This window comes from Sphingomonas turrisvirgatae (assembly GCF_001721295.1).
In the GTDB taxonomy this organism is placed as follows: domain Bacteria; phylum Pseudomonadota; class Alphaproteobacteria; order Sphingomonadales; family Sphingomonadaceae; genus Sphingomonas; species Sphingomonas turrisvirgatae.
This window is the reverse complement of sequence record NZ_MDDS01000011.1, coordinates 55,337-76,361: the sequence shown is the minus strand read 5'-3', so window position 1 is coordinate 76,361 and position 21,025 is coordinate 55,337. Positions and strand designations below refer to the sequence as shown.

The 21,025-nt window shown below is 64.5% G+C and carries 18 protein-coding genes; 13 read left to right on the top strand and 5 right to left on the bottom strand.

Annotated features, from left to right (window positions below; all coding sequences use genetic code 11):
* Nucleotides 1-246 precede the first annotated feature (246 nt).
* Nucleotides 247-495 (top strand): hypothetical protein, encoded by a 249-nt coding sequence (locus BFL28_RS04905; protein ID WP_069319485.1) that lies wholly within the window; start codon nt 247-249, stop codon nt 493-495.
* Between the two features lie 49 nt (nt 496-544).
* On the opposite strand, the gene BFL28_RS04900 is transcribed toward BFL28_RS04905, so the two are convergent.
* Nucleotides 545-1,825, bottom strand: a complete 1,281-nt coding sequence (locus BFL28_RS04900; RefSeq protein ID WP_119184543.1) for an LLM class flavin-dependent oxidoreductase — start codon at nt 1,823-1,825, stop codon at nt 545-547.
* A 250-nt stretch (nt 1,826-2,075) separates the two neighbouring features.
* On the opposite strand from BFL28_RS04900, the gene BFL28_RS04895 reads away from it, so the two are divergent.
* From BFL28_RS04895 to BFL28_RS04865, 7 genes are read left to right on the top strand one after another with little or no spacing between them, the layout of a single operon-like run.
* Nucleotides 2,076-4,130 carry a TonB-dependent receptor family protein gene (locus tag BFL28_RS04895; protein WP_069319483.1) on the top strand — a complete coding sequence of 685 codons (2,055 nt, stop codon included), beginning with the start codon at nt 2,076-2,078 and terminating at the stop codon, nt 4,128-4,130.
* 52 nt (nt 4,131-4,182) lie between these two features.
* Entirely contained in the window at nt 4,183-5,109 is a 927-nt protein-coding gene (locus BFL28_RS04890; protein WP_173655680.1) for an aliphatic sulfonate ABC transporter substrate-binding protein, read from the top strand.
* On the top strand, nt 5,106-5,873 hold the full coding sequence (locus tag BFL28_RS04885; RefSeq protein WP_069319481.1) for an ABC transporter permease: 768 nt from the start codon (nt 5,106-5,108) through the stop codon (nt 5,871-5,873). The genes BFL28_RS04890 and BFL28_RS04885 overlap by 4 nt, the downstream gene beginning before the upstream one ends.
* Nucleotides 5,870-6,619: an ABC transporter ATP-binding protein gene (locus tag BFL28_RS04880; protein WP_069319480.1), complete on the top strand. Its 750-nt coding sequence runs from the start codon at nt 5,870-5,872 to the stop codon at nt 6,617-6,619. The genes BFL28_RS04885 and BFL28_RS04880 overlap by 4 nt, the downstream gene beginning before the upstream one ends.
* Complete coding sequence (locus BFL28_RS04875) at nt 6,612-7,268, top strand: glutathione S-transferase family protein (protein WP_069319479.1); 657 nt, start codon at nt 6,612-6,614, stop codon at nt 7,266-7,268. The genes BFL28_RS04880 and BFL28_RS04875 overlap by 8 nt, the downstream gene beginning before the upstream one ends.
* On the top strand, nt 7,265-7,570 hold the full coding sequence (locus BFL28_RS04870; RefSeq protein ID WP_069319478.1) for a hypothetical protein: 306 nt from the start codon (nt 7,265-7,267) through the stop codon (nt 7,568-7,570). Before BFL28_RS04875 ends, BFL28_RS04870 begins: the two co-directional genes overlap by 4 nt.
* A gap of 14 nt (nt 7,571-7,584) precedes the next feature.
* Nucleotides 7,585-8,799, top strand: coding sequence for an SfnB family sulfur acquisition oxidoreductase (locus BFL28_RS04865; RefSeq protein WP_079246940.1), 1,215 nt, complete (start codon nt 7,585-7,587; stop codon nt 8,797-8,799).
* Between the two features lie 131 nt (nt 8,800-8,930).
* On the opposite strand, the gene BFL28_RS04860 is transcribed toward BFL28_RS04865, so the two are convergent.
* On the bottom strand, nt 8,931-10,397 hold the full coding sequence (locus BFL28_RS04860; protein WP_069319476.1) for a pectinesterase family protein: 1,467 nt from the start codon (nt 10,395-10,397) through the stop codon (nt 8,931-8,933).
* 2 nt (nt 10,398-10,399) lie between these two features.
* Nucleotides 10,400-11,137 carry a TetR/AcrR family transcriptional regulator gene (locus BFL28_RS04855; RefSeq protein WP_079246937.1) on the bottom strand — a complete coding sequence of 246 codons (738 nt, stop codon included), beginning with the start codon at nt 11,135-11,137 and terminating at the stop codon, nt 10,400-10,402.
* A gap of 289 nt (nt 11,138-11,426) precedes the next feature.
* On the opposite strand from BFL28_RS04855, the gene BFL28_RS04850 reads away from it, so the two are divergent.
* From BFL28_RS04850 to BFL28_RS04830, 5 genes are all read left to right on the top strand, one after another.
* Entirely contained in the window at nt 11,427-13,022 is a 1,596-nt protein-coding gene (locus BFL28_RS04850; RefSeq protein WP_069319474.1) for a carboxylesterase/lipase family protein, read from the top strand.
* Between the two features lie 5 nt (nt 13,023-13,027).
* Entirely contained in the window at nt 13,028-15,271 is a 2,244-nt protein-coding gene (pelA, locus tag BFL28_RS04845) for a pectate lyase (protein ID WP_069319473.1), read from the top strand.
* Nucleotides 15,272-15,333: 62 nt separating this feature from the next.
* Complete coding sequence (locus tag BFL28_RS04840) at nt 15,334-18,759, top strand: TonB-dependent receptor (RefSeq protein ID WP_069319500.1); 3,426 nt, start codon at nt 15,334-15,336, stop codon at nt 18,757-18,759.
* Between the two features lie 54 nt (nt 18,760-18,813).
* The gene (locus tag BFL28_RS21290; RefSeq protein WP_206599079.1) at nt 18,814-19,665 is read left to right on the top strand and encodes a GDSL-type esterase/lipase family protein; all 852 of its coding nucleotides are present in this window, start codon (nt 18,814-18,816) and stop codon (nt 19,663-19,665) included.
* A 17-nt stretch (nt 19,666-19,682) separates the two neighbouring features.
* Nucleotides 19,683-19,862, top strand: coding sequence for a hypothetical protein (locus BFL28_RS04830; protein ID WP_069319472.1), 180 nt, complete (start codon nt 19,683-19,685; stop codon nt 19,860-19,862).
* Between the two features lie 76 nt (nt 19,863-19,938).
* On the opposite strand, the gene BFL28_RS04825 is transcribed toward BFL28_RS04830, so the two are convergent.
* Both BFL28_RS04825 and BFL28_RS04820 read right to left on the bottom strand, forming a co-directional pair.
* Entirely contained in the window at nt 19,939-20,502 is a 564-nt protein-coding gene (locus BFL28_RS04825) for a spermidine synthase family protein (RefSeq protein WP_241527219.1), read from the bottom strand.
* A gap of 278 nt (nt 20,503-20,780) precedes the next feature.
* Nucleotides 20,781-20,987: a cold-shock protein gene (locus tag BFL28_RS04820; RefSeq protein ID WP_069319470.1), complete on the bottom strand. Its 207-nt coding sequence runs from the start codon at nt 20,985-20,987 to the stop codon at nt 20,781-20,783.
* Between the last annotated feature and the right edge of the window lie 38 nt (nt 20,988-21,025).

The following is a 21,025-nucleotide window of genomic DNA, read 5'->3' as shown; positions in this document are numbered from 1 at the left end:
GCGTTCGCCGCCGAACTTGAACAGCAACGGGCGGGGTTAACCCCGCCCGTTGCTTCACCTGCGCTCATGCGCGACAACACCGGTCGGTCTCTGGTTGCCGCTGGATGAAAGGCGGGGGTCACGTCAGCTCGCCACCCGGGCCGTCGCGGTGGCGCATGGCGTGTGGCTGGCGGCGCATGCGGCCGAAGCTCAAGCTTGCAAGGCGCAATAGCCCGAGCACGCGCTATCTTTGTTCCTGGGCGGACGATGCAGGCGCTGGATCCGCTGGAGGTGCACGGCGACCAAATCTTCGTTACGCCGGCGATCGGCATCGATGTCGCCACGCTGGAGGTGACGCCGCCGCATACGCGTCCTGCCGGGCCGGGCCATGGCTTTTCGTTCGAACCCCACCGGCAGGTTTGGGGGACGAGCGGCGCAACGCTGACATCATCCTCAGCATTATTGCGATGGTCGCTCGCTGGCCCCGTGACGGTCGGATGTTTTTTGAAAACCTAGGGGTCAGAAGACCATTCTCAAACGCTCGCAAATCGTCACCGGCGTTCGATCAACTGTCCAGGTAACGATCGCGCAGCGTCGTGTCGCGATACTCCGTCTTATAGATACCGCGCTTCTGCAGGATGGGCACAACGAGATCGACGAAGTCTGTAATGCCCTTCGGCAATTCGGCCGGCATGATGTTAAATCCGTCCGCCGCGCCGCTCCTGAACCAAAGCTCCAGCGTGTCGGCAACCTGCTCAGCACACCCGGTCAAGGCGAGGTGGGTGGCGGAAGACTGGCTGGTCAGTTGGCGAAGCGTCAGGCGTTGATCGCGCGCGGTCTTGAGCATCGTGGCGCGATGGTCGTGCCCGTCCACGGCATCGGCCGGGATCAGGTGCCAGGGAAGCTCCTGATCGAGATCCGTGCCGAGCGCCTCACGTGGCAGCAGCAGCCAGTGCGCCAGGCTGTTCAGACGCACATCGATCGGGATACGGTCGTTGAGATATGCCGCACGGGCTTCGGCTTCCTCCTGCGTGCGGCCGATGATCGTGACCACGCCGGGCAGCAACTTCACCGTATCGGGGGCACGCTTCTCAGCGGCCACAGCCGCGCGTAGTTCCTCGCGATAGCGCCGTGAGATCTCGATATTGTTCTGAACGGTGAACACGGCGTTGGCGTAGCGCGCAGCCAGCTTCGTCCCCATTGGCGACCCTCCGGCCTGAACCAACACGGGGTGATCCTGCGGGCTCCGGGAGATGACGAGCGGACCGGCCACGCGGAAGTGCTCGCCCTTGTGGTTGATCGGATGGATTTTTGCCGCGTCGGTATAAACCCCGTTTTCGGCATCCGCGCGTATGGCGTCGGGTTCCCAGCTCGCCCAAAGATCGAGGACGACATCGACGAATTCCTGCGCGCGAGCATAGCGCTCTTCCTTGGGCAACGCGGCATCGAGCGAGAAATTGCGCGCGGCATCGTCGCCCGCAGTCACCACCACATTCCAGCCGAACCGCCCGTTGCTGACATGGTCGAGCGACATGAGCCGGCGCGCGGTGTTGTAGGGCGTGTTATAGCTCGTCGATGCCGTCGCGATCAGGCCGATGTGGCTGGTTACCGCTGCGAGGTAAGAAAGCACCACCACAGGATCCAGGAATCGCGGCGGACGGTTCACCCCTTCTGAATTCCACGACGCGAAGTCGGCGAGGAAATAGCCGTCGAATTTCCCGCGTTCGGCAATCTGCGCAATCTCGGCGAAATGCGCGATGCTCGAATAATGCAGGGGGTCGCGCTCCCCCGTGCGCCAGCCTCCATTCGAGAAGCCGCCCGGCATGGGGTTGAGGTTCAAGATCATCTGACGGGGCACTGACCTGCGGATCTCCGGAATAGCACCGGGCCAACCCCTGCGGCGCGCCCGTGGGCGTAAGGGTTACCGATCACGCAGCGCAGCGGAATGATTGGAAATCTAGCGCATCGAAAAGCAAAGGTTTCCACTCCTATCAACTTAGTAGGATATAGATCTGCCCCGATGTGCTGGTGGCGGAAATCAGTGATCGCCGAACCAGCGATCCTGCATAAGCTACTGAATACCAAAGGGTTTAAGAGTGGTCTTGAAATTCCTCGCCGCAGCATCGGCAACCGCGTTGGTTTGGCCGCTCGCCACGCACGCACAGGGCGTCGTGCTGGAGGCGGAATCGCCAGACGCAGATGATGGCGAAATTATCGTTCGCGGCCGCAATATCATCAGCAATGTGGAAACGATTGCCGGCAACGCATCGATCATCTCCGCCGACCAGGTAGAGACCGGGCGCGCGGGCAATGTCGGAGACGCGCTGCGCTATCAGCCGGGCGTTGTCGCACAGACCGCCTCCGGTGGCGAAGCGACCCGCCTGTCGATGCGCGGCTCGGGCATCATCCGCAACCCGTTCACCTGGGGCACGGGCATCCAGATGCTGCTCGACGGTCTGCCGATGACCACCGCGGAAGGCAGCCCCTACGAATTTTTCGAGCCGCTCGCTAACAACCATATGGAAGTCTATCGCGGCGCCAATTCGTTCGATTATTCACCGACCACGCAGGGTGGCGCGATCAACTATGTGCCGCATAACGGCACCAATGCCGCCGGGCTGCTGCTGCGCGCGGAGGGCGGCTCGTTCGGCTACAACCGCCAGCAGATCAGTTCCGGCAACGTGCTTGGCCCAGTCGACTATTATGTCTCGGCCACCCGCTTCAAAATGAATGGCTTCCGCCGGCACAGCGCGTCGGAAAGCAAGCGCATCGTCGGCGATGTCGGGGTGCGGATCACGCCTTCGCTGCAGCTGCGCACCTATGCAATCTATGCCGAGCAGGACACGAAGATGGCGTCCGGAATAACGCTCGCGCAGCTCTATAACGATCCGCGTGCGAACAACACGACGGTCGGCGATCGCCAAGCCCCGGGATCGGTTCTGATCGGATCGACGCTCGACTGGAACCTGGGCAATGGCCAGCAGCTCAAGCTGGGCGCTGTGTTCAAGGACTATGAAGTCCGCAACGTCCGCATCGCGATTCCCGATTGGTGGGACATCCAGGATATCGGCCTTTCGGCCCGCTACATCGCCGATCACGATCTGTTCGGCGTGCGCGCAAAGACTGAAATCGCGGTCCTGTACACTGCACTGCTGCCGGGTTCGATCGATCGGAAATTCTCTGCCGACTACAGCACGCTGCGCCAATATGCGTCGTTCAAGGGCGTCGATGCGACCTTTCTGATCAAGAACGATCTGGAAGTCGCCGATCGCCTGTGGGTTACGACTGCGCTCGCCGCGATCAAGCAGACTCGCTCCAGCCACATCACGGTGCCGGTACGCGACTTCATCGACCAGCGCCATTTCAACTGGGCGCCGCGTCTCGGCGTGCGGTACGACAGCGGCGAAATCCAGCTCTTCGCCAACTACAGTCGCTCGGTCGAAGCGCCGATTGCGCACGCCCTGCCGCAACTGACCGGCGGCCTTTACACTTATAATGCCGATATACGCGAGCAGGTGCAGGACACGGTCGAAGCCGGCGTGCGCGGCAAGATCGGCGGATTGCACTGGAGCCTGGCCGCCTACCGCACCTTGGTGCAGCGCGAACTGCTCAACGTCCAGGTTTCGCCGGCCGTGGGGGCCAACCCGGCAGTGGTCATCGCGACCAACGCCAAGTCGCCCACCATTCACCAAGGCATTGAAGCGGGGATCGAGGGCGTGCTGTGGGACAACGGCACCTTCAAGCTGAATACCCAGCAGGCGTTCTCGTTCAACGATTTCCACTATCGTAACGAGCCGAGCTTCGGATCCAGCCAACTGCCGGGCGTGCCTCGCGCGCTGTATCAGGGCAGCTTCCAGATAGAGCACAAGTCGGGCTTCTTCGTCGGTGCCGGAACCGAGCTTCTGCTCGGCCGCTATGCCGCCGACTACAGCAACTCGATCTGGGCGAGGCCGTATCAGACACTCGATCTGCGAGCCGGCTGGTCGAGCAAGGACAAGGGCTGGCAGATCTTCCTGGACGCCAAGAACGTGACGGACAGCCGCTACGCCGCATTCGTCTTGCCCGTCTACGACGCCAGGGGCGTCGACAGCGCCGCCTATTATCAGGCGCAGGGTGCGAACGTCACACTCGGTGTCACCAAGGCCTTCTGATCCATCGGCAACATGGGAGCTGGAAGCCATGATCCATCTCAACCGTCGAGAAATGCTCGTTTCCTCCGTCGCGCTGTTCGCGCTCGGTGCTTGCCGGGGCCAGTCCGTGCACACGACGCAGGCCCGCGTGGGCTATCTCAGAACGCAGGGGCCGATCGTCGACCTGGGTATCGATAGCGCGGCGATCGAACAGGGGAACATCAAGCTCTTCCCGTTCGAGAGCGGCAACGACGTGCTTGAGGCAATCATGGCGGACGGCATCGACGTCGGAGAGACTGGCGAAGTGCAGCCGATCTTTGCGCAGAGCGCCGGACACAAGGTCAAGGTGGTCGGCTCGACCGAGCCGGCGGCGCTCACATCGATGCTGGTGCGAGATGATGCGCCCTTGAGGAACATCGCGGACCTGAAGGGGCGCAAGGTGTCCTTCATCGCCGGCACGAACTCGCATTGGCTGCTGCTTCGAGCGCTCGACAGGGCGGGATTGAAGCAAGGCGACATCGCGCCGGTTTCGCTCGGCGGCTCCGATGGCCTGAGCGCATTGTTCAGCGGCGACATCGATGCGCTGGTGATGACCGCGCCGACCACGCAGATCGCCGTGTCGAACGGGGCACGAGTGCTCTTCAACAATCGGGGCCTGACCAACTCCGCGCTTTATTACGTCGCGAAGGACAGCACGATCGCCAAGCGGCCCGAACTGATCGAGGGCTTCCTGCGCGCGCTCTCGCAGCATATCCGCTGGACTGCGCAAAATCCTGATCGCTTCATCGACGTTGCGGTCAAGGACCTGGGCGTCACGCCCGATGTCGGCCGGGCGCTTTTGAACGTGCTGCCCAAGAAGCTGGTGCCGGTCGGTGACGGGGCGGTGGGCACCTACAATCAGCAGATCGCCGATGCCTTTGCCGCGCAAGGGCTGATCCCCGGCCGGATCGAGGCCGCCCAAAGCGTCAGCGGCGAATTCGACAAGGTGCTGACCCCATGAGCGTGCGTAGCGACACGATCATCCGGGTGGGCGTGCCTGTGGTCCTTGTTCTTGCGTGGCAGGCAGCGGTCTCATCAGGCATCCTTCCCGATAATTATGCCAGCTCGCCCGCCGGCGTCGTCGAAGCGCTGGCCACGCTCGACGAGCGCAACCTGCTCTGGCCGTCGCTCGGCACTTCGCTGGCGCGGGCGGCTGTCGGGTTCCTGATCGGCGGTAGTCTAGGCGTGTTCTTCGGTACCCTCGTCGGGCTTTCGGTGCGCGCCGAGACTGTGCTCGATGCGACGCTCCAGGCGTTCCGCGTGCTTCCGCACTTTGCGTTGATACCGTTGCTGCTGATCTGGTTCGGTATCGGCGAACAGCCAAAGATCGCGTTGATCGCGCTGGCCAGCTTCTTCCCGATCTACATCAATCTCTACAAGGCAATCCGCGGCATCGATCCGCGCTTGAGCGAACTCGCGGCGATCCAGAAGCTCGATCGCTGGCAGACGCTTCGCGACATTACCCTGCCCGGCGCGCTGCCGGGCTTGCTGATCGGCGTGCGGTTCGCGCTCGCCGGAGCCTGGCTGTCGCTGATCGTCGCCGAACAGTTCAACGCGCATTCGGGCATCGGCTTCGTCACGATGCAGGCGCGCTTATTCTCACAAATCTCGACGATCGTGGCCTGCCTCGTTCTCTATGCGCTGGTTGGCATCCTCATTGATGTCGGTGTGCGCCTGATCGAGCGGCGGACGATCGCCTGGCACGCCAGCGAGCGTGCACGATGAGCGCGGTCGTCGCTTTCCCGCGGCCCCGCGCGGCCAGCGATGAGGCGCCCGTGGTCGAAGTGCGATCGCTCCGCCGGCGCTTCGGCGAGCGATCGGTGCTCGACGGGGTCGAGCTGACGGTCGGGGCAGGAGAGTTCGTTTCGATCATCGGCAAGAGCGGCTGCGGCAAATCCACGCTGCTGCGGCTGGTCGGTGGCCTCGATACTCCCAGCGAAGGCACCATCCGTCGCGACCCCTCGCTCAATCTCGTCTTTCAGGACGCGCGACTGGTGCCGTGGCGCAACGTGTGGCGCAACGTCACGCTGGGGCTGCGCGGAGAGCCGCTCCAGCGCCGGGACGGCGCACGCCGCGTCCTCGCCGAGGTCGGGCTTGAGGACCGGATCGACGACTGGCCCGCCACGTTGTCGGGGGGCGAGGCGCAGCGTGTCTCCTTCGCCCGCGCGCTGCTCGCCGAGCCGCGCCTGCTGTTGCTCGACGAACCCTTCGGCGCGCTCGATGCACTCACTCGCATCCGCATGCAGAACCTGATCGCACGCCTCCAGCGCGACCATGGCTTTGCTGCGCTTCTCGTGACGCACGATGTGGAGGAGGCAATCCTTCTGTCCGACCGCATCCTAGTGACGCGCGACGCCAGGATCGCCGCCGAGCATCACGTAACCCTGCCGCGCCCACGCCACCGCACCGATCCCAGCTTGCTGCCGCTGAAACAGGCGCTGCTCGCCGACCTCGGGATCGCGGATGCCTGATAATCCGGAGATTGAAGACGTGACGATCCGCATCTGGGCCCGACGCGCATCGTCCAGCGCGCAGAAGGTTTACTGGACGCTCGACGAGTTGGGCGTCGCGCATGAACAGATAGACGCCGGCCGCACGTTCGGGATCGTCGATACGCCCGAATATCTGGCCAAAAATCCAAATGGCCTGGTCCCGACGTTAGAGACACCGGACGGCTTCATCCTTTGGGAATCCAACGCGATCGTGCGCTATCTCGCGGCGACCCATGGCGACGGGACACTCTGGCCCAGCGATCTGCGCGAACGCGCATCCTCCGATCGCTGGATGGAATGGGCGGATGGCACCGCAAAGGCTGCAATCAACCCGATTTTCTCGAAGGTCGTTATGGGCTGGGAGCCTTACACCGAAGCCGAAATCGACGCGCATGTCGCCAAGGCGGACGAAGTTCTGCGCAGGTTCGCGCCGTGGATCGGCGAACGCCGATATGTCGGCGGCGACACTTTGACGATCGGCGACATTCCGTTGGGCATGATCCTGAACCGCTGGTTCCAGTTGCCGATCGAGCGCCCGGCCTTGCCCGCAGTCGAGGCCTATTATCGGCGACTGCGCGAACGAGCGGCCTATGTGCGCAACGTCGTGCAGGCGCCGCACGTCATATGACCCAAGAGATCGTGGCGCTGGATGCGCTGCTCACCCAGGCGGTCGACGGGCTCCGCACGCGCGGCCGCAACGACGATCCGGGTAGCCTGCTTAAGGTCGGCCGGTTCGACGCATGGCTGCGCGCGATCGACGCGCTTCCGGCGGGTGAGGTGCGGCGTGTGTTGACCGCCGCGCTGCGAATCGAACTCATTTCGGGCTTTCCGGCCACGCTCAGCCATGCCTTCAGCGATGAAGACGAGGATCTGCATCTCGATTTCGAAACGATCGGCCGCCGTGCGCTGGCGCGCGAGGAATTCTCATGAGCGGAGCGGCATCGATGCGAAAGCCGAAGAACGTGCGGGCACGGCAACTTCGTTCGAATGTGGAGGCGATCGCCGCAGCGCATGAGCTTGCGGCGCTGCTGGCGGACGGCGCGATCGCCCGCGACCGGGACCAGCTTGTCCCAAAGGCCGAAATGGAGGCGCTGTCCCGATCGGGCCTCCTGGCGATCACCGTGCCGGCAAGTCATGGCGGCGCGGACGTGAGCTTCGCCACGGTCGCCGAGGTCTTTCGGATCCTCTCCGCTGCCGATCCCGCGATCGGCCAGATACCGCAGAACCATTTCGTCTGCGTCAACGTGTTGCGCGAGGCAGGGACGCCCGAGCAGCAGGCGTTCTTCTTCGCGGAGGTCCTGCGCGGCGCCCGATTCGGGAACGCCCAGGCCGAGCGCGGAACTGCATCGACGATGCACATTGCCACCGCACTGAGACAGGCAGGTGACGGCTATCGCCTGAACGGCACCAAATACTATTGCACCGGCGCCCTGACCGCGAACTGGATCCCGGTCGCGGCGCTCGATCCCGAGGATCGCTCGGTATTCGTCTATGTGCCGCGCGATGCCGAGGGCGTCGAAGTGCTTACAGACTGGGATCCCATCGGACAGCGCGTAACCTTTTCAGGCACCGTCCATCTGCGCGACGTGGCGGTGACGCCGGATCTCGTGGTGGAGCAGTGGCGCAGCCTGAGTAAGCCCGGGCTGAACCACGCATTCCTGACTCTGATGCACGCGGCCATCGATGTCGGCATCGCGCGCGACGCCTTCGGGGATTTGGTGCGCGAGTTGCGCGGACGCACGCGGCCAAGGCACGGTGCCGCAGTTACGAACGGAACTGAGGATCCGTATGTCCTTGCGGATGTCGGCCGTTTCGCTGCGAGGCTCGCTGCCCTTGAAGCCGGGCTGTCGGCAGCGGCGGACAAACTCGACGTCGCCGTGCAGGCCGGACTGGACGCGCGCAACACTGGAGAGGCACTCGTCGCCGCATCCGGCATCAAGGGTCTGGCGGAAGAAATCTCAATCGCGATTTCAAGCGAATTGTTCGCCTTGTTGGGGGCATCCTCGACCGAGCGGGGCCGCGCCCTGGATCGGCATTGGCGCAACGCCCGCACCCACACGGTGCACGACGCAAACCACTGGCGCTTCAGGATTGTCGCGAACTGGCGCGTGAACGGCGCATTGCCTCTGCCGCTCGGCCGGCGACGGGCGGGTGGATGAGGTGCGTGGCGATACCCTTCGGTGATCGGCTCGGCCCGCGTCATCGTGCCGATCACCTGGGGCGGCGCCCGGTTGCGATGACGAGGACGCCGCGAGCGCGGGCATGAACGGATGTCGCGTCCTGTCGGCCTTCAGCGAACCTTGGGCGACCAGCCGCCCAGCACGAACGCCGGGTTGCTGTAGTCGGCAATGCTCTTCGCGTCCTGCGGCAGCTTGAGCTCGCGAACGATCTCATGCCGTTTCGACATGTCGATCGGGCGGCCCTCAAGGTCGGTCGATCCGAATTCCCAGAAGCGGACGTTGGCGCGGCTGAAGGTCGCCCCGTCTTCCTGCACCGGCCCCCATCCTTCCGGCGCAATGCCGTCCATGCGGGTGTTGATCAGCACGATCTCGGCATGGGGATAGTTGATCCCCTTGTTATCCGGCAGGCGGGCGATGACTTGCCGCACCTTCTGCCCCGACCCGTCCGGCCGCCGCGTCCAGGGGAGTGGCTCGTCGATGCCGATGAAGGTGCATTGCCTGAACACATGGCCATGGTTGGTGGCCGGATTGCGCACCCAGTTGAACGGCCCGATCGATCGGATCTCGCATTGGTCGAAGAACGCCGGCCCGACGCTCAGGATCGTGTCGCCATGCCCGGTCAGCTTGAGGCCGGTCAGATAGGTCGGCCCGCGCAATTGAAGCGCGTCGCCCGAGCCGTTGAGCGTCATGCGATCGAGGATGTTGCGCGCGCCCGTGATCAGCAGCGCCTCGGCCTGCCCGATATAATAGTTGTTGATGGTAAAGGTCGACAGCTGGATGTCGGTCGAGTCGGCGATGGAAAAGGCCGGGCGGCGGTTCGGGACGCCCGCTTCGGGCGGATTGAAGGCGCTGTTGTTGCCATAGCCGACCACGACGCCGTCGCGGCTTTCGCCGCGCAGGATCAGGTTCGACTTGCGCCGGGCGAACACGATCTCCTCGTAATTGCCGTTGCGGATGAAGATGGTCACGGGACGCCGTGGCACGGCCGGGACGAAGTCGAGCGCGCCCTGTACCGTATTGAAGTCGCCACGACCGTCGGACGCGACGACATAGCGGGTGCGACCCGCAGGCGGCGGGGCAGCGCGTGTCGCGAATGTCCAGCCGGACCCCTTGATGCCGTCAAAGGAGCCGTCCGGCACCGTCAGCACCCCGGGGTCGACCTCTACCCGATAGCGCCGTCCGTAGGCGAGAGGCTGGTGCAGATGGATCGTCGCGCGATTGCCACGAACGATCACCGGGTGAAAGTGAAACCCCGGCACGCCGCCGATCGTCTTGCGCTGATAGACGGTGGTATCGCGCCCGCCATCGCGCCGGATGCGCGCGGGATCGGGGCCGGCGGGGATCGACAGATCCAGCGCATCGACCAGCGCCCCGGTGTCCGCGTCGAAGACCCGTACCTGTCCCATCGATCCGATCATCGGCGGCGAAGCGAATTCGATCACGAGCTGCGTATCGGGATTGACGCGCTGCGCACCGCTCACCGGAAACTGGGCCGGCATCGGCTGGGCGCTCGCCCCGCCCGGTCCACCCAGCACGAAAAGCAGCATGGTCATCGCCGCCGTGACCCATCGCGTCATGTTCACTCTCCCACGATCCTGTCCGTGCCCGTGCGGGGATCTCTTGGCTGTGGATGCCCGGCGTCGGCGACGCTCGGATTGGTCAGCAGTGCGCCTGTCAACAGCCGCTTGTACCAGCCAAGCAATTCCATGCTGTCCTCGGCTGCATTCATGTCGCCCGTGAATACCCGTTCGAGCACGAGCCCGCGCATGGCCGCCCGGTGGAGGCGCACCATTCGCTCGATCGACTGGCGGTCGCGAATCCCGATCTCGCTTGCCATGGCCCAGACGTCGGCAAGTTGCCGTGACTCCAGCGCGTCGATCACGGGCGGAAACCGCTCGGCCAGTCCGGGGTCGCTGCGCGAGGCGACCATGATCTCGATCAGCGCAAGCGCGGGCGGCTGGCCCACGGCCTCCCAGGTCGCATGGGTGAGCGCCAGGAACCGGTCCATTCCCGGCGCGATCTCGTTCAGGCGGCGCCGCACATAGCGGTTCTGGAACGTCGCGGCGTGTTCGCCGACCGCGATCACCAGATCGAGCTTTGTGGGGAAATGGTGAAGCATCGCGCCGCGGCTGACGCCAGCTTCCTGCGTAACCAGTTGCGTGGTCGTCGCGGCATAACCGACGCGGCAGAGGCAAACGATGGCGGCTTCGACCAGCCGCTGACGCATCGAGGCTGATCGCTCGGCATGCGGCCCACGCGTTCCGGGCGCGCGCTGCGCCGGATCGACAGTCTGCCCGTCCTTCAATCTTGCTGGCATTTGCCCTCCATGGCCGCATATTACCGTGTCGGATAGCAATTGACAGTCCCTATTGACTGCCGATCGTAAAAATGACACCGGTAGTCTTCGCCGCTTGCCGTAGAGCGAATCGGCCACAAGGGAGGGGGTTCACCGTGGCAGCATCGACTGCTCAACTTGACGGCGCGACCGGTCACGTTTGGCGCACCCAGCGATCCTCATGCATTCGCTTTCCACGCCTGCGCCGGCCGGCTCCTCTCTGTGGCCAGCCCATACTTAATCTTGCCTCGACGGCATCGGGCGCTGCGCGATGACTTCGCGTCGCGTTTTCCTTGCCGGCGCAGCGGTCATGGGTGGAATATCGCCGACACTGGCGCTCGGCCGTCGGACCGATACTCCCACGATCGTCGAGACGTCGCTCGGCAAGATCGTCGGTGCCGCGCACGATGGCATTCAGGTTTACAAGGGCGTGCCCTACGGCGCCGACACCCGCGCGCGCCGCTTCCTGCCACCGGTGTCAGCACCCGGCTGGTCCGGGGTGCGACAGACGACCGGTTTCGGCCCCCGTGCGCCGCAGCCCAATTCGCCGGGCGGCGGCGGGTTCGTTCCGCGCCGCGACGAGGAGCCAGTCAGCGAAGACTGCCTCAAGCTCAACATCTGGACGCCCGATGCATCGCGCCGTCGCAAACGGCCGGTGCTGGTGTGGCTCCACGGCGGCGGTTTCATCAACTATTCCGCCAACAGCGACATGTACGACGGTACCAATCTCGCCCGAAAGGGCGACGTGGTGGTGGTCTCGCTCAATCATCGGCTGAACCTGTTCGGCTATCTTTACCTGGGCACATTCGATCCGGCTTACGGCAGCAGCGGCAATGTCGGCATGCTCGACATCGTGCTCGCCCTCGAATGGGTGCGCGACAATATCGCGGCCTTTGGCGGCGACCCCGGCAATGTCACGATTTTCGGCCAGTCGGGCGGCGGCGCCAAATGCTGCACGCTGATGGCGATGCCCGCGGCGCGCGGCCTGTTCCATCGCGTGTGGACGATGAGCGGCCAGCAGGCGACCGGCACGCCGCGCGACATGGCGACCCGAAATGCAGAGGTCGTGTTGCGCAATGCCGGGCTGGCACGCGGCGATGTCGATGGTCTGCGCAAGCTCAGCATGGAACAGCTGATCGCAGCGTCGCGCGGCGTCTATTACGGTCCCGTCGTCGACGGGGCGGCGCTGCCGCGCGACCCGTTCGAGCCCGACGCCACGCTCTCCCGCGAGATTCCACTGGTCATGGGCAATACGCGCGAGGAGACGACGACGCTGATCGGCGCGGGCGACCCGGAGACATTCGCGCTCAGCTGGGAACAGCTGCCGGGCAAGATCGAGCGCCACCTCAAATCCTATCTCGGAGCGCAGAAGCCCGAAACCGTCGTCGCGCTGTGGCGCAAGCTTTATCCCGATTACAGCCCCAGCGATATCTTCTTTGCCGCAAGCAGCGTGATCCGTTCGTGGCGCGCGCAGCTGCTGGTAGCGAGCAGGCGCGCGGCCGAGCCGATCGCGGCAACGCGGACCTGGGTCTATCAGTGGGATTGGCCAAGCCCCGTCGCGGGCGGCAAGTGGCGCGCCCCCCATATTCTCGACATTCCGTTCGTGTTCGACAATGTCGCGATCGCCAGCGCGATCACGGGCGGCGGGGCCGAGGCGCATGCGCTTGCCGCCAGGGTCAGCGACAGCCTGCTTGCCTTTGCCCGAACCGGCGACCCGAACACCGCCGCGCTGCCGCGCTGGCCGACCTACAGCCTCGCCCGGCGGGAGACGATGCTGTTCGACCGTGTGTCCCGGATCGCGAACGATCCGCGTGGGGCGGAACGCCGCTTCATCGACACCATTCCCTACCGCCAGCCAGGGACCTGAGCGACATGCACGGCAGGATACTGATCGGGATTGCCGCTTTGGCCGCCGCCACCACGGCGCTGGCGCAAACGCCGGCGCGCAAGCCGAACGTCGACGAGGCCAGCGTCGGGAGCTATGTGTTGCCCGAGCTGCTGCGCCTGCAAGACGGCACCCAAGTTCGCGACAAGGCTGTGTGGGAATCGCGCCGCCGGCCGGAGCTGCTCGAGCTGTTTGCCGCGAACCAGTTCGGGCGCACCCCGTCAGTTGCTGCCCGGCCGCGCGTGGAAACAATCGAGCGCGACGGCGTGGGTCTTGGCGGACTGGCGAAGCGCAGCCAAGTGCGGCTCGTCCTCGGCGGAGGCGCCGACGCGGTGAAGATTCGCGTCGTGCGCTATCTGCCGGCCAAGGCGACGACGCGGGTGCCGGTGCTGCTCCACATCGGCTTTTCGCCCAATGTGCTGGTGTTCGACGAGCCGGGCATCGACGAGGGCATGGCCTGGGACGTGCGCAACAAGGTGCGCGTACCGGATCGCAAGGCGACCTTGCTCGCCGGCTTCGATGCGCGGCCCTTTCTGGAAAAGGGCTATGGCGTCGCGCACGTCTATTATGGCGATATCGAACCCGATTTTGCGGGTGGCGCAGCCTTTGGCGTGCGCAAGCATCTGGGCGGCGTGAACGATCCGCGCCGGCCCGATGAATGGGGCGCCATCGGCGCGTGGAGCTGGGGCCTCAGCCGGATCCTCGACTGGCTTCAGGCCGACCCCGGCGTCGATGGTGGAAAGATCGCGCTGTCGGGCGCTTCGCGGCTTGGCAAGACGGCGCTCTGGGCGGCGGCGCAGGACCCGCGCTTTGCATTGGTGATGCCGGTAATTTCCGGCGAAAGCGGTGCCGCGATCAGCCGGCGCGATTTCGGTGAGACGATCGCCGACATCGCCAGCCCGAGCCGTTTTCACTATTGGTTCGCGCCACGCTATTTCAGCTATGCCGCCGATGTCGCGAACCTGCCGGTCGACGCGCATATGCTGCTCGCGCTCGTCGCGCCGCGGCCGATGCTGCTCGTCAATGGCGACGAGGATACATGGTCGGACTGGAAGGGCGAGAGCGCTGCGGCAGAGGCGGCGCGCCCGGCCTATGCGCTCTATGGCGCGCAAGCGGATCTTGCGGTGTTCACGCACAAGGGCGGGCACAAGCTGCTGCCCGAAGACCTGGCCGCGATGAGCGATTTCATGGCGCGCCAGTTCGGCGACCCGGTGCTGGTCGCGCGCAATGCCGCGATGAAAGCCAATCTGCTGCGCCCCAGCGCGTGGTGGCCTGCGCTTGCCGACAAGCCGCAAGGCTGGTTCGCCAGTGACGAGGCGCGACGGATCGCCGATAATATCCTGTCGTGGCAGGATCCGGGCAGCGGCGGGTGGCCGCTGATGAACACGACCGCCCAACACCGGGACGCAGCGGGCGGCGCCACCGGTCCATGGGGCAGCCGCGCCGCGCTGATCAAGGCGACGGTAAACGAGATGCGGTTCCTGGCTCGCGCGCAGGCTGCAAGGTCCGATACGCGTTTCGTGCCCGCGATCGACCGCGGCCTTGGCTATATCCTGGGCGCACAATATCCGACCGGCGGCTTTCCGCACAGCTGGCCGACCTTCAACACGCCCTATGACCATCAGGCTACGTTCAACGACGATGAGATGGTCGACCTGCTCGAGCTGCTCCGCGATGTTGCGACGCGGCCCGAGTTCAAGGTGTTGCCGGCCGAACGGCGCAGGGCGGCGCAGACTGCGTTCGACCGCGGGATCGACTTCATCCTCAAGACCCAGATCAGGGCCGGCGGCACGCTGACCGCCTGGGCACAGCAATATGACGAGAAGACGCTCGAGCCACGCGGCGCGCGCAAGTTCGAGCCGGTTGCGATCAGCGGTGGGGAAAGCGCCAACGTCCTGCTGCTGCTGATGAGCATTGAACGGCCTGGCGACGCCATCAAGCGGGCAATCCACGCCGGTGCCGCCTGGTACCGGGCGGTCGCGATCACCGGGATCCGCGTCGAGCATACCGGGCGTGATCGCATCGTGCATCGCGACCCGTCCGCGCCACCGGTCTGGGCGCGCTATTACCAGATCGGCACCAATCGTCCGATCTTCGTCGGGCGCGACGGGATCATCCGTCACGCGCTGGCGGAAGTCGAGCAGGAGCGGCGGGGCGGTTACGCCTGGTACGGCGACTGGGGGCGCACGGTGCTGGATCGCTATGCCGGCTGGCGCAGGCAGCATCCTTGATACGTCGCGACGAAGACAGGCCAGCGCGCCACCAATCGAATTGGAATTAGGGGAGGAAGATGATGAGCAACCGAAACAGGCCCGATCAACTGCTGCGCGGCGCATCGCACATCGCGTTGGTCCTGGGCGGGTTGACGCTGGCGCATGGCGCGGCACTTGCCCAGACCACGCCGCCGACGAGCCCGCCCGCCGAAGGGGAAACCGTTGCGGACGAGATCGTGGTGTCGGGTTATCGCGCGGCGCTGGAAAGCGCGATCGAGCAGAAGCGGCGTTCGAACGAGATCATCGACACGATCAATGCCGAGGATATCGCGGACTTTCCCGATGCCAATCTTGCGGAATCGCTGCAGCGCCTGCCCGGCGTCACAATCGACCGCGACAATGGCGAGGGGCGCACGATTACCGTGCGCGGGCTCGGCCCCGACTTCACGCGCGTCCGGCTGAACGGCCTGGAGGCGCTTTCGACATCGGGCAGCAACGATTCCGGCAGCACCCCCAATCGCTCGCGCGGCTTCGACTTCAATGCCTTTGCGTCCGAGCTGTTCAACTCGCTGACCGTTCGCAAGACGGCATCGGCCGAGGTCGATGAAGGCTCGCTCGGTGCAACGGTCGACCTCGTCACCGGCCGGCCGCTGAGCTACAAGAAGGACTTGACCCTCGGCCTGTCGGCGCAGGGTGCCTATTTCGAAAATGGCGGGAAGGTTTCGCCGCGCCTCGCGGGCCTCGTGTCCGGCAAATGGAACACCGGCATCGGCCAGATGGGCCTCACCGTCTCAGGCGCATGGAGCAAGTCCGAGCGTACCATCGACAGCTACAGCCGAACGGTCGCGTCCTACGACTATGCCTATTCGCGACCCTTCGCCACGCCGACGCTCACCGCTGGCTCCCCGGTCGCCGGCATTCCCCAACGTGAAGGCTTTGCCGCCCCTTCGACCGCTGTCTGCAATGGCGGGACGGCGACCGCGCCCAATCTGGGTGGCGTCATTCCGGGTATCAATATTACCCGCCAGGCAGCCTGTGATGCGCAGCGGGGTTCGGATCCCGCCGCCTATGCGCTGCTCTATCCCAATGGCGGCGCGATCCGCCAATTCGCCAATGGCACGACGACCCAGACGACGCCCGGATCGACGGTAATCACGCCGACGCTGCCAGGGCTCAGTCGGCAGGAGCTGGAGCAAGAGCGCCTCGGTCTGACCGCCTCGTTCCAGTGGCAGCCGAGCGATCGCACGCTGATCAGCGTTGACGGCGTCTATTCGCGCTTCCAGAATCGGTCGGATTATTACCAGATCTCGACGATCGGGCTCAATCGCTTCAACAACACCACTGCTGCCTATAACACTGCCGCAACCGGCTCGGCGGCCTTGTACAGTTCGTGCGCGACGAGCGGCGCCGGTGGTGTTGTGATTGCCTGTCAGGGGTCGGAAGGGACCGGCGCAGTGCTGCCGGGCTTTGCCAACAGCACGAACCCGTACAATCTCAACGGCTTTGATTATTATAATAACCCGGCGTCTGTCGGCTATATTCCCACGGCCAATCAGCTCGCGTTGATCGATGCACTGGTCGGCAAACCGTCGACCCGCGTGCTAGAAGCGCATGTCAACAACAGCAATGCGAACCAGCCATGGGCCGACTATCTGAAGCTCGGCAACATCGACTATCGCTCGGCCAATGACGGCAATGTCTACACGACCAAGTTCAAGCAGTTGTCAGGCACGCTGGAACAGGACGTTACGGACCGGCTGAAGCTTACCGTCGTCGTCGGCTATTCCGAATCGGTCAACAACAGCCTTGGCCTGCTGTCCGATCTCATCCGCCTCGACAGCGGTCAGGGGACGCCCGGCAACGGCTATTTCATTTATGACGAGCGCAACGCGACCGGCATGCCGCTGCTGGACTTCGGCTTCAATGCGGCCGATCCGGCCAACTGGGACACGATCAAGGGCTTCTCGGTCCTGCGCGTCCAGGCGCGTCATACCCGGAACGACTTCAAGAACGGGCGTTTCGACCTCAACTGGAACGCGCTCGACAACGATCAGATCAAGATCGGCTTCTCGCGCCGCGAATTCGGTTTCGAGACGCAGGAATTGCGTCGTGCCTCGCAAGAGGCGGTGTCGCCTACCTTGCTTGAAGGGGGAAGCACGGTTGCAGCGACCGGCCGCGTGATCAACTGGGGCCAGGGCCTCAAGGTCCCTGCCGGAACGACCACCAGCTTCTGGGCGCCCGACAATCGCAAGATGGCCGCCGTGTTCGATTTCGACTGCAATTGCGTCAACAAGTTCGGCGACTACCGGCTCACCGCGGGCGGCTCGTCGAACAACCTCGGTCTGAACTATGCCATCCAGGAAAAGGACACCGGCGGGTACATCCAGTATGACTATGACCGCAGTCTGCTGGGCATCCCGGTACGCGGCAACGTCGGCCTGCGCTTTGCACATACCGAAGTGACGGCGGAAGGGTTCACGACCACCGGCGCGCCGATCACCAACACCAACAGCTATGACGACTGGTTGCCCTCGCTCAACGCCGTATTCGAACTCGATCGCAATCTGCTCGTCCGGTTCGGTGCGGCCAAGGTGATGGCACGGCCATCGCTCAGCCAGCTGGCGCCCGGCATCACCAGCTTCAGCGTGCCCGGCGTTGCCGGTGCCACGACGGGCGGCTCGATCTCGAGCGGAAATCCCCGCCTCAATCCGTTCCGCGCGACCAATCTCGACTTCAGTGCGGAATGGTATTTTGCGCCCGGCGGCTTGTTGTCGTTCGGCGCATTCAACAAGGATATTGCAAGTTTCCCGCAGCGTGTCCTTGCCGAAGGGCGGTTGAGCGAGCTGTTCGACTCGAACGTGGTCGAGACGCTTCGTGCCAGCATCACCGCCAACACGCCGGCGGGCGATGCGCAACGCGCCTATCTCGACGGGGACAATCCGTTCAGCTTCAGCCAGCCGCGCGACGCGCCCGGCGGCTATATCCGCGGCATCGAGATCAGCTATCAGCAGAACCTCTCGTTCCTGCCCGGATTCCTCAAGAACTTCGGCCTGCAGGCCAACTATACCTATATCGATTCCAAACTGACCTACATCATCGACACCGGCGGTGCGGGTCGCCCGCAATTGACGGGTGACGCCCCGTTCCTCGGCGCTTCTCCGCACTCGGTCAACGCGACGATCTATTACGAAACCCCCAAGTTTTCGGGGCGCGTGTCGGGCGCATATCGGGCGAAATACTATACCGTCTACCCGCTGCAGTCGGGCACGTGCCAGCCGGGCTACTGCCTGACTCCGCTGATCAACGATTTCGCCGGGAGTGAGCCGACGCTTAACGTGGACGCCTCGTTCAGCTATCGGATCATGCCGGGCATCTCGCTGACGCTGGAAGCGCTCAACCTCACCAACCAGACCTCCAATCGCTTCAGCCTGGCGGATTCGGAGATCATCACGCAATACGCCTCGAGCGGCCGGCAGATCTTCTTCGGCGTGCGCGGGACCTTCTGATGACCGGGCGGTCGGGCGTGTGCCCGGCCGCCACATTTTTGGGGTAAGCAGCCGATGAGACTGTGTTTCTGGGTGGCGATCGCAAGCTGTGTGGCGGTGGCGGCGTCCGCCTTCGGCCAGGCAGCGCAACAGACACCTGCGACAGCACCGGGACCGCATGTCTCTCCCGATAGCGTCCCAGCCTGCGCCTCGCCGGTTCCACCGCCGCTCACGACCGAGCAGATTGCCGCCTATCGAGCGCGCCAGGCGCAGCCCCGGCCGGCGCTGCCGCCGGCGACGCAGGCCCTGCCGATCCGCCCGGGGGCAATGCCAAAGCATGAATGTTTCCTCGAGGTGGCACGGCGCGGCAACATCGACTTGCTGTTCGTGGGAGATTCGATCACCGATTTCTTTGGCCGCGCCGGCCGTGGTCGCGACGTCTGGATGCGCGACTTCGCGCCGCTTAAAGCTGCCAACTTCGGCATATCGGGCGACACCACGCAGGATGTGCTGTGGCGCATGCGCAACGGCGAGTTGGCCGGATTTCAGGCGAAGCTGATCATATTGATGCTGGGCACCAACAACATCGGCCGGAATGCCAATGCCGATATTGCGGCCGGCAATGCCGCGATTGTCGCGGAGTTTCGCAAGCGCCAGCCGCAGGCGAAGGTGCTCTTGCTCGGCGTCTTCCCGCGCGGCGCGGATCCCGCCTCGCCGGCGCGTGCGGCAATTCGCGAAATCAACGCAGAACTCGCCAAGCTGGCTGATGGCACATCGGTCCATTATCTCGACATCGCTTCGGCGTTTCTCGATGGCGAGGGCAAGTTGAGGGACGGTGCCATGGTCGACGGTCTGCACCCTGGCCCCGCCGGCTATGCGATGTGGTCTGACGCCATTCGGTCGACGGTTTGGCGGCTGATGAAATGAGCTGATCGCGCCGCCGGATGCTTGCCGGCCTGGGCGCAGCAGTGACGGCGGCCGCCGTGCCCGTGCCGCGCGTCGACGCGCGTGTGGGTAAGGACGGCTACGCCAGTGTGCACGCCGCGATCAACGGCGCGCGCCTGCGGATGCCGGACGGCCTTGGCGGATCGCCGTGCCGGCCGGCACATGGCAGGAAAAGCTGACGGTCGCCAAGCCGCGGATCGAACTTGTCGGCGCCGGTGCCGGCAGGACGATCCTGACCTGTGACCAGGCAGCGCATCAATCTATGCGTCTGGAGAGCCATATCACGTGCGGCGGGTCGTCGGCATGGCCACCGCTATCGATCACCAGTTCCTCGACCGCGAACCCGGCCTCGCGCAGCCGCTCGGCGAATTCGTCATCGGGATATGCAGACCAGATCGCGAGAATGCCGCCGACGCGCAGGGCGGTCCGCGCTGCCCGCAATCCCCAGGCGCTGTACAATCGCTCGTTTGAAACATGGATCAGGCCATCAGGGCCATTATCCACGTCCAGCAGGATCGCATCGTATCCCCCCGGCTGCTCGACAATGACGTCGTGAACGTCGCGTAGCTCGACACTGACGCGCGGGTCGGACAGTGAATTGCCGACAATGTGTGCGAGCGGCCCTTGTGCCCAGGCGACGACTTGCGGCACGAGTTCCGCCACGACGATCGCTGAGCTCGCCGGCAATCCGGAACGCGCCGCGGCGAGGGTGAAGCCCATGCCTAGGCCGCCGATCAACACCCGGTCGGCGACCCTGCCCAATCGATCCAGCACGAGCGTTGCGAGCGCCTCCTCGGACCGGAACGCCCAACTGCCCATCAACTGTTCGTCACCATACAGGATTTCATAATCCTCCTCGTGACGAACCAGATGCAGACGCCCACCGCCGCCAGGAATGGTGGCTGTGTCGATCAGTACGCCCCAAGGCCAGCCGTCGTCAGCATTGCCCGAGTCCGCGTCAGGGCTGCGTGCTGTCGCATCAATTGCTTGGGAAATGCTGTTGATCCTTACGATCGGTCTCTGCGAACCGGCCAGGTCTGGCGGTTACTGCCATGGATGCCGACACGGGATCGATTGGAACCCGCGCCGGCAAGCCATCAGGCTGCCTGCAGGTTCACGGCGGAAGTCTTCCCGCGGTTATCCTTCTCGAGGTCGTAGGTCAGGCGCTGATCTTTATCGAGCGTTCGCATTCCGGCACGCTCCACCGCACTGATATGCACGAAGGCGTCGCCGCTGCCGTCTTCGGGGGAGATGAAGCCGTAGCCCTTGTCGGTATTGAAGAATTTGACGGTTCCGGTGATCATATTCGTTTCCTTTGTCCATGCGTGACAGGCATGCGCCT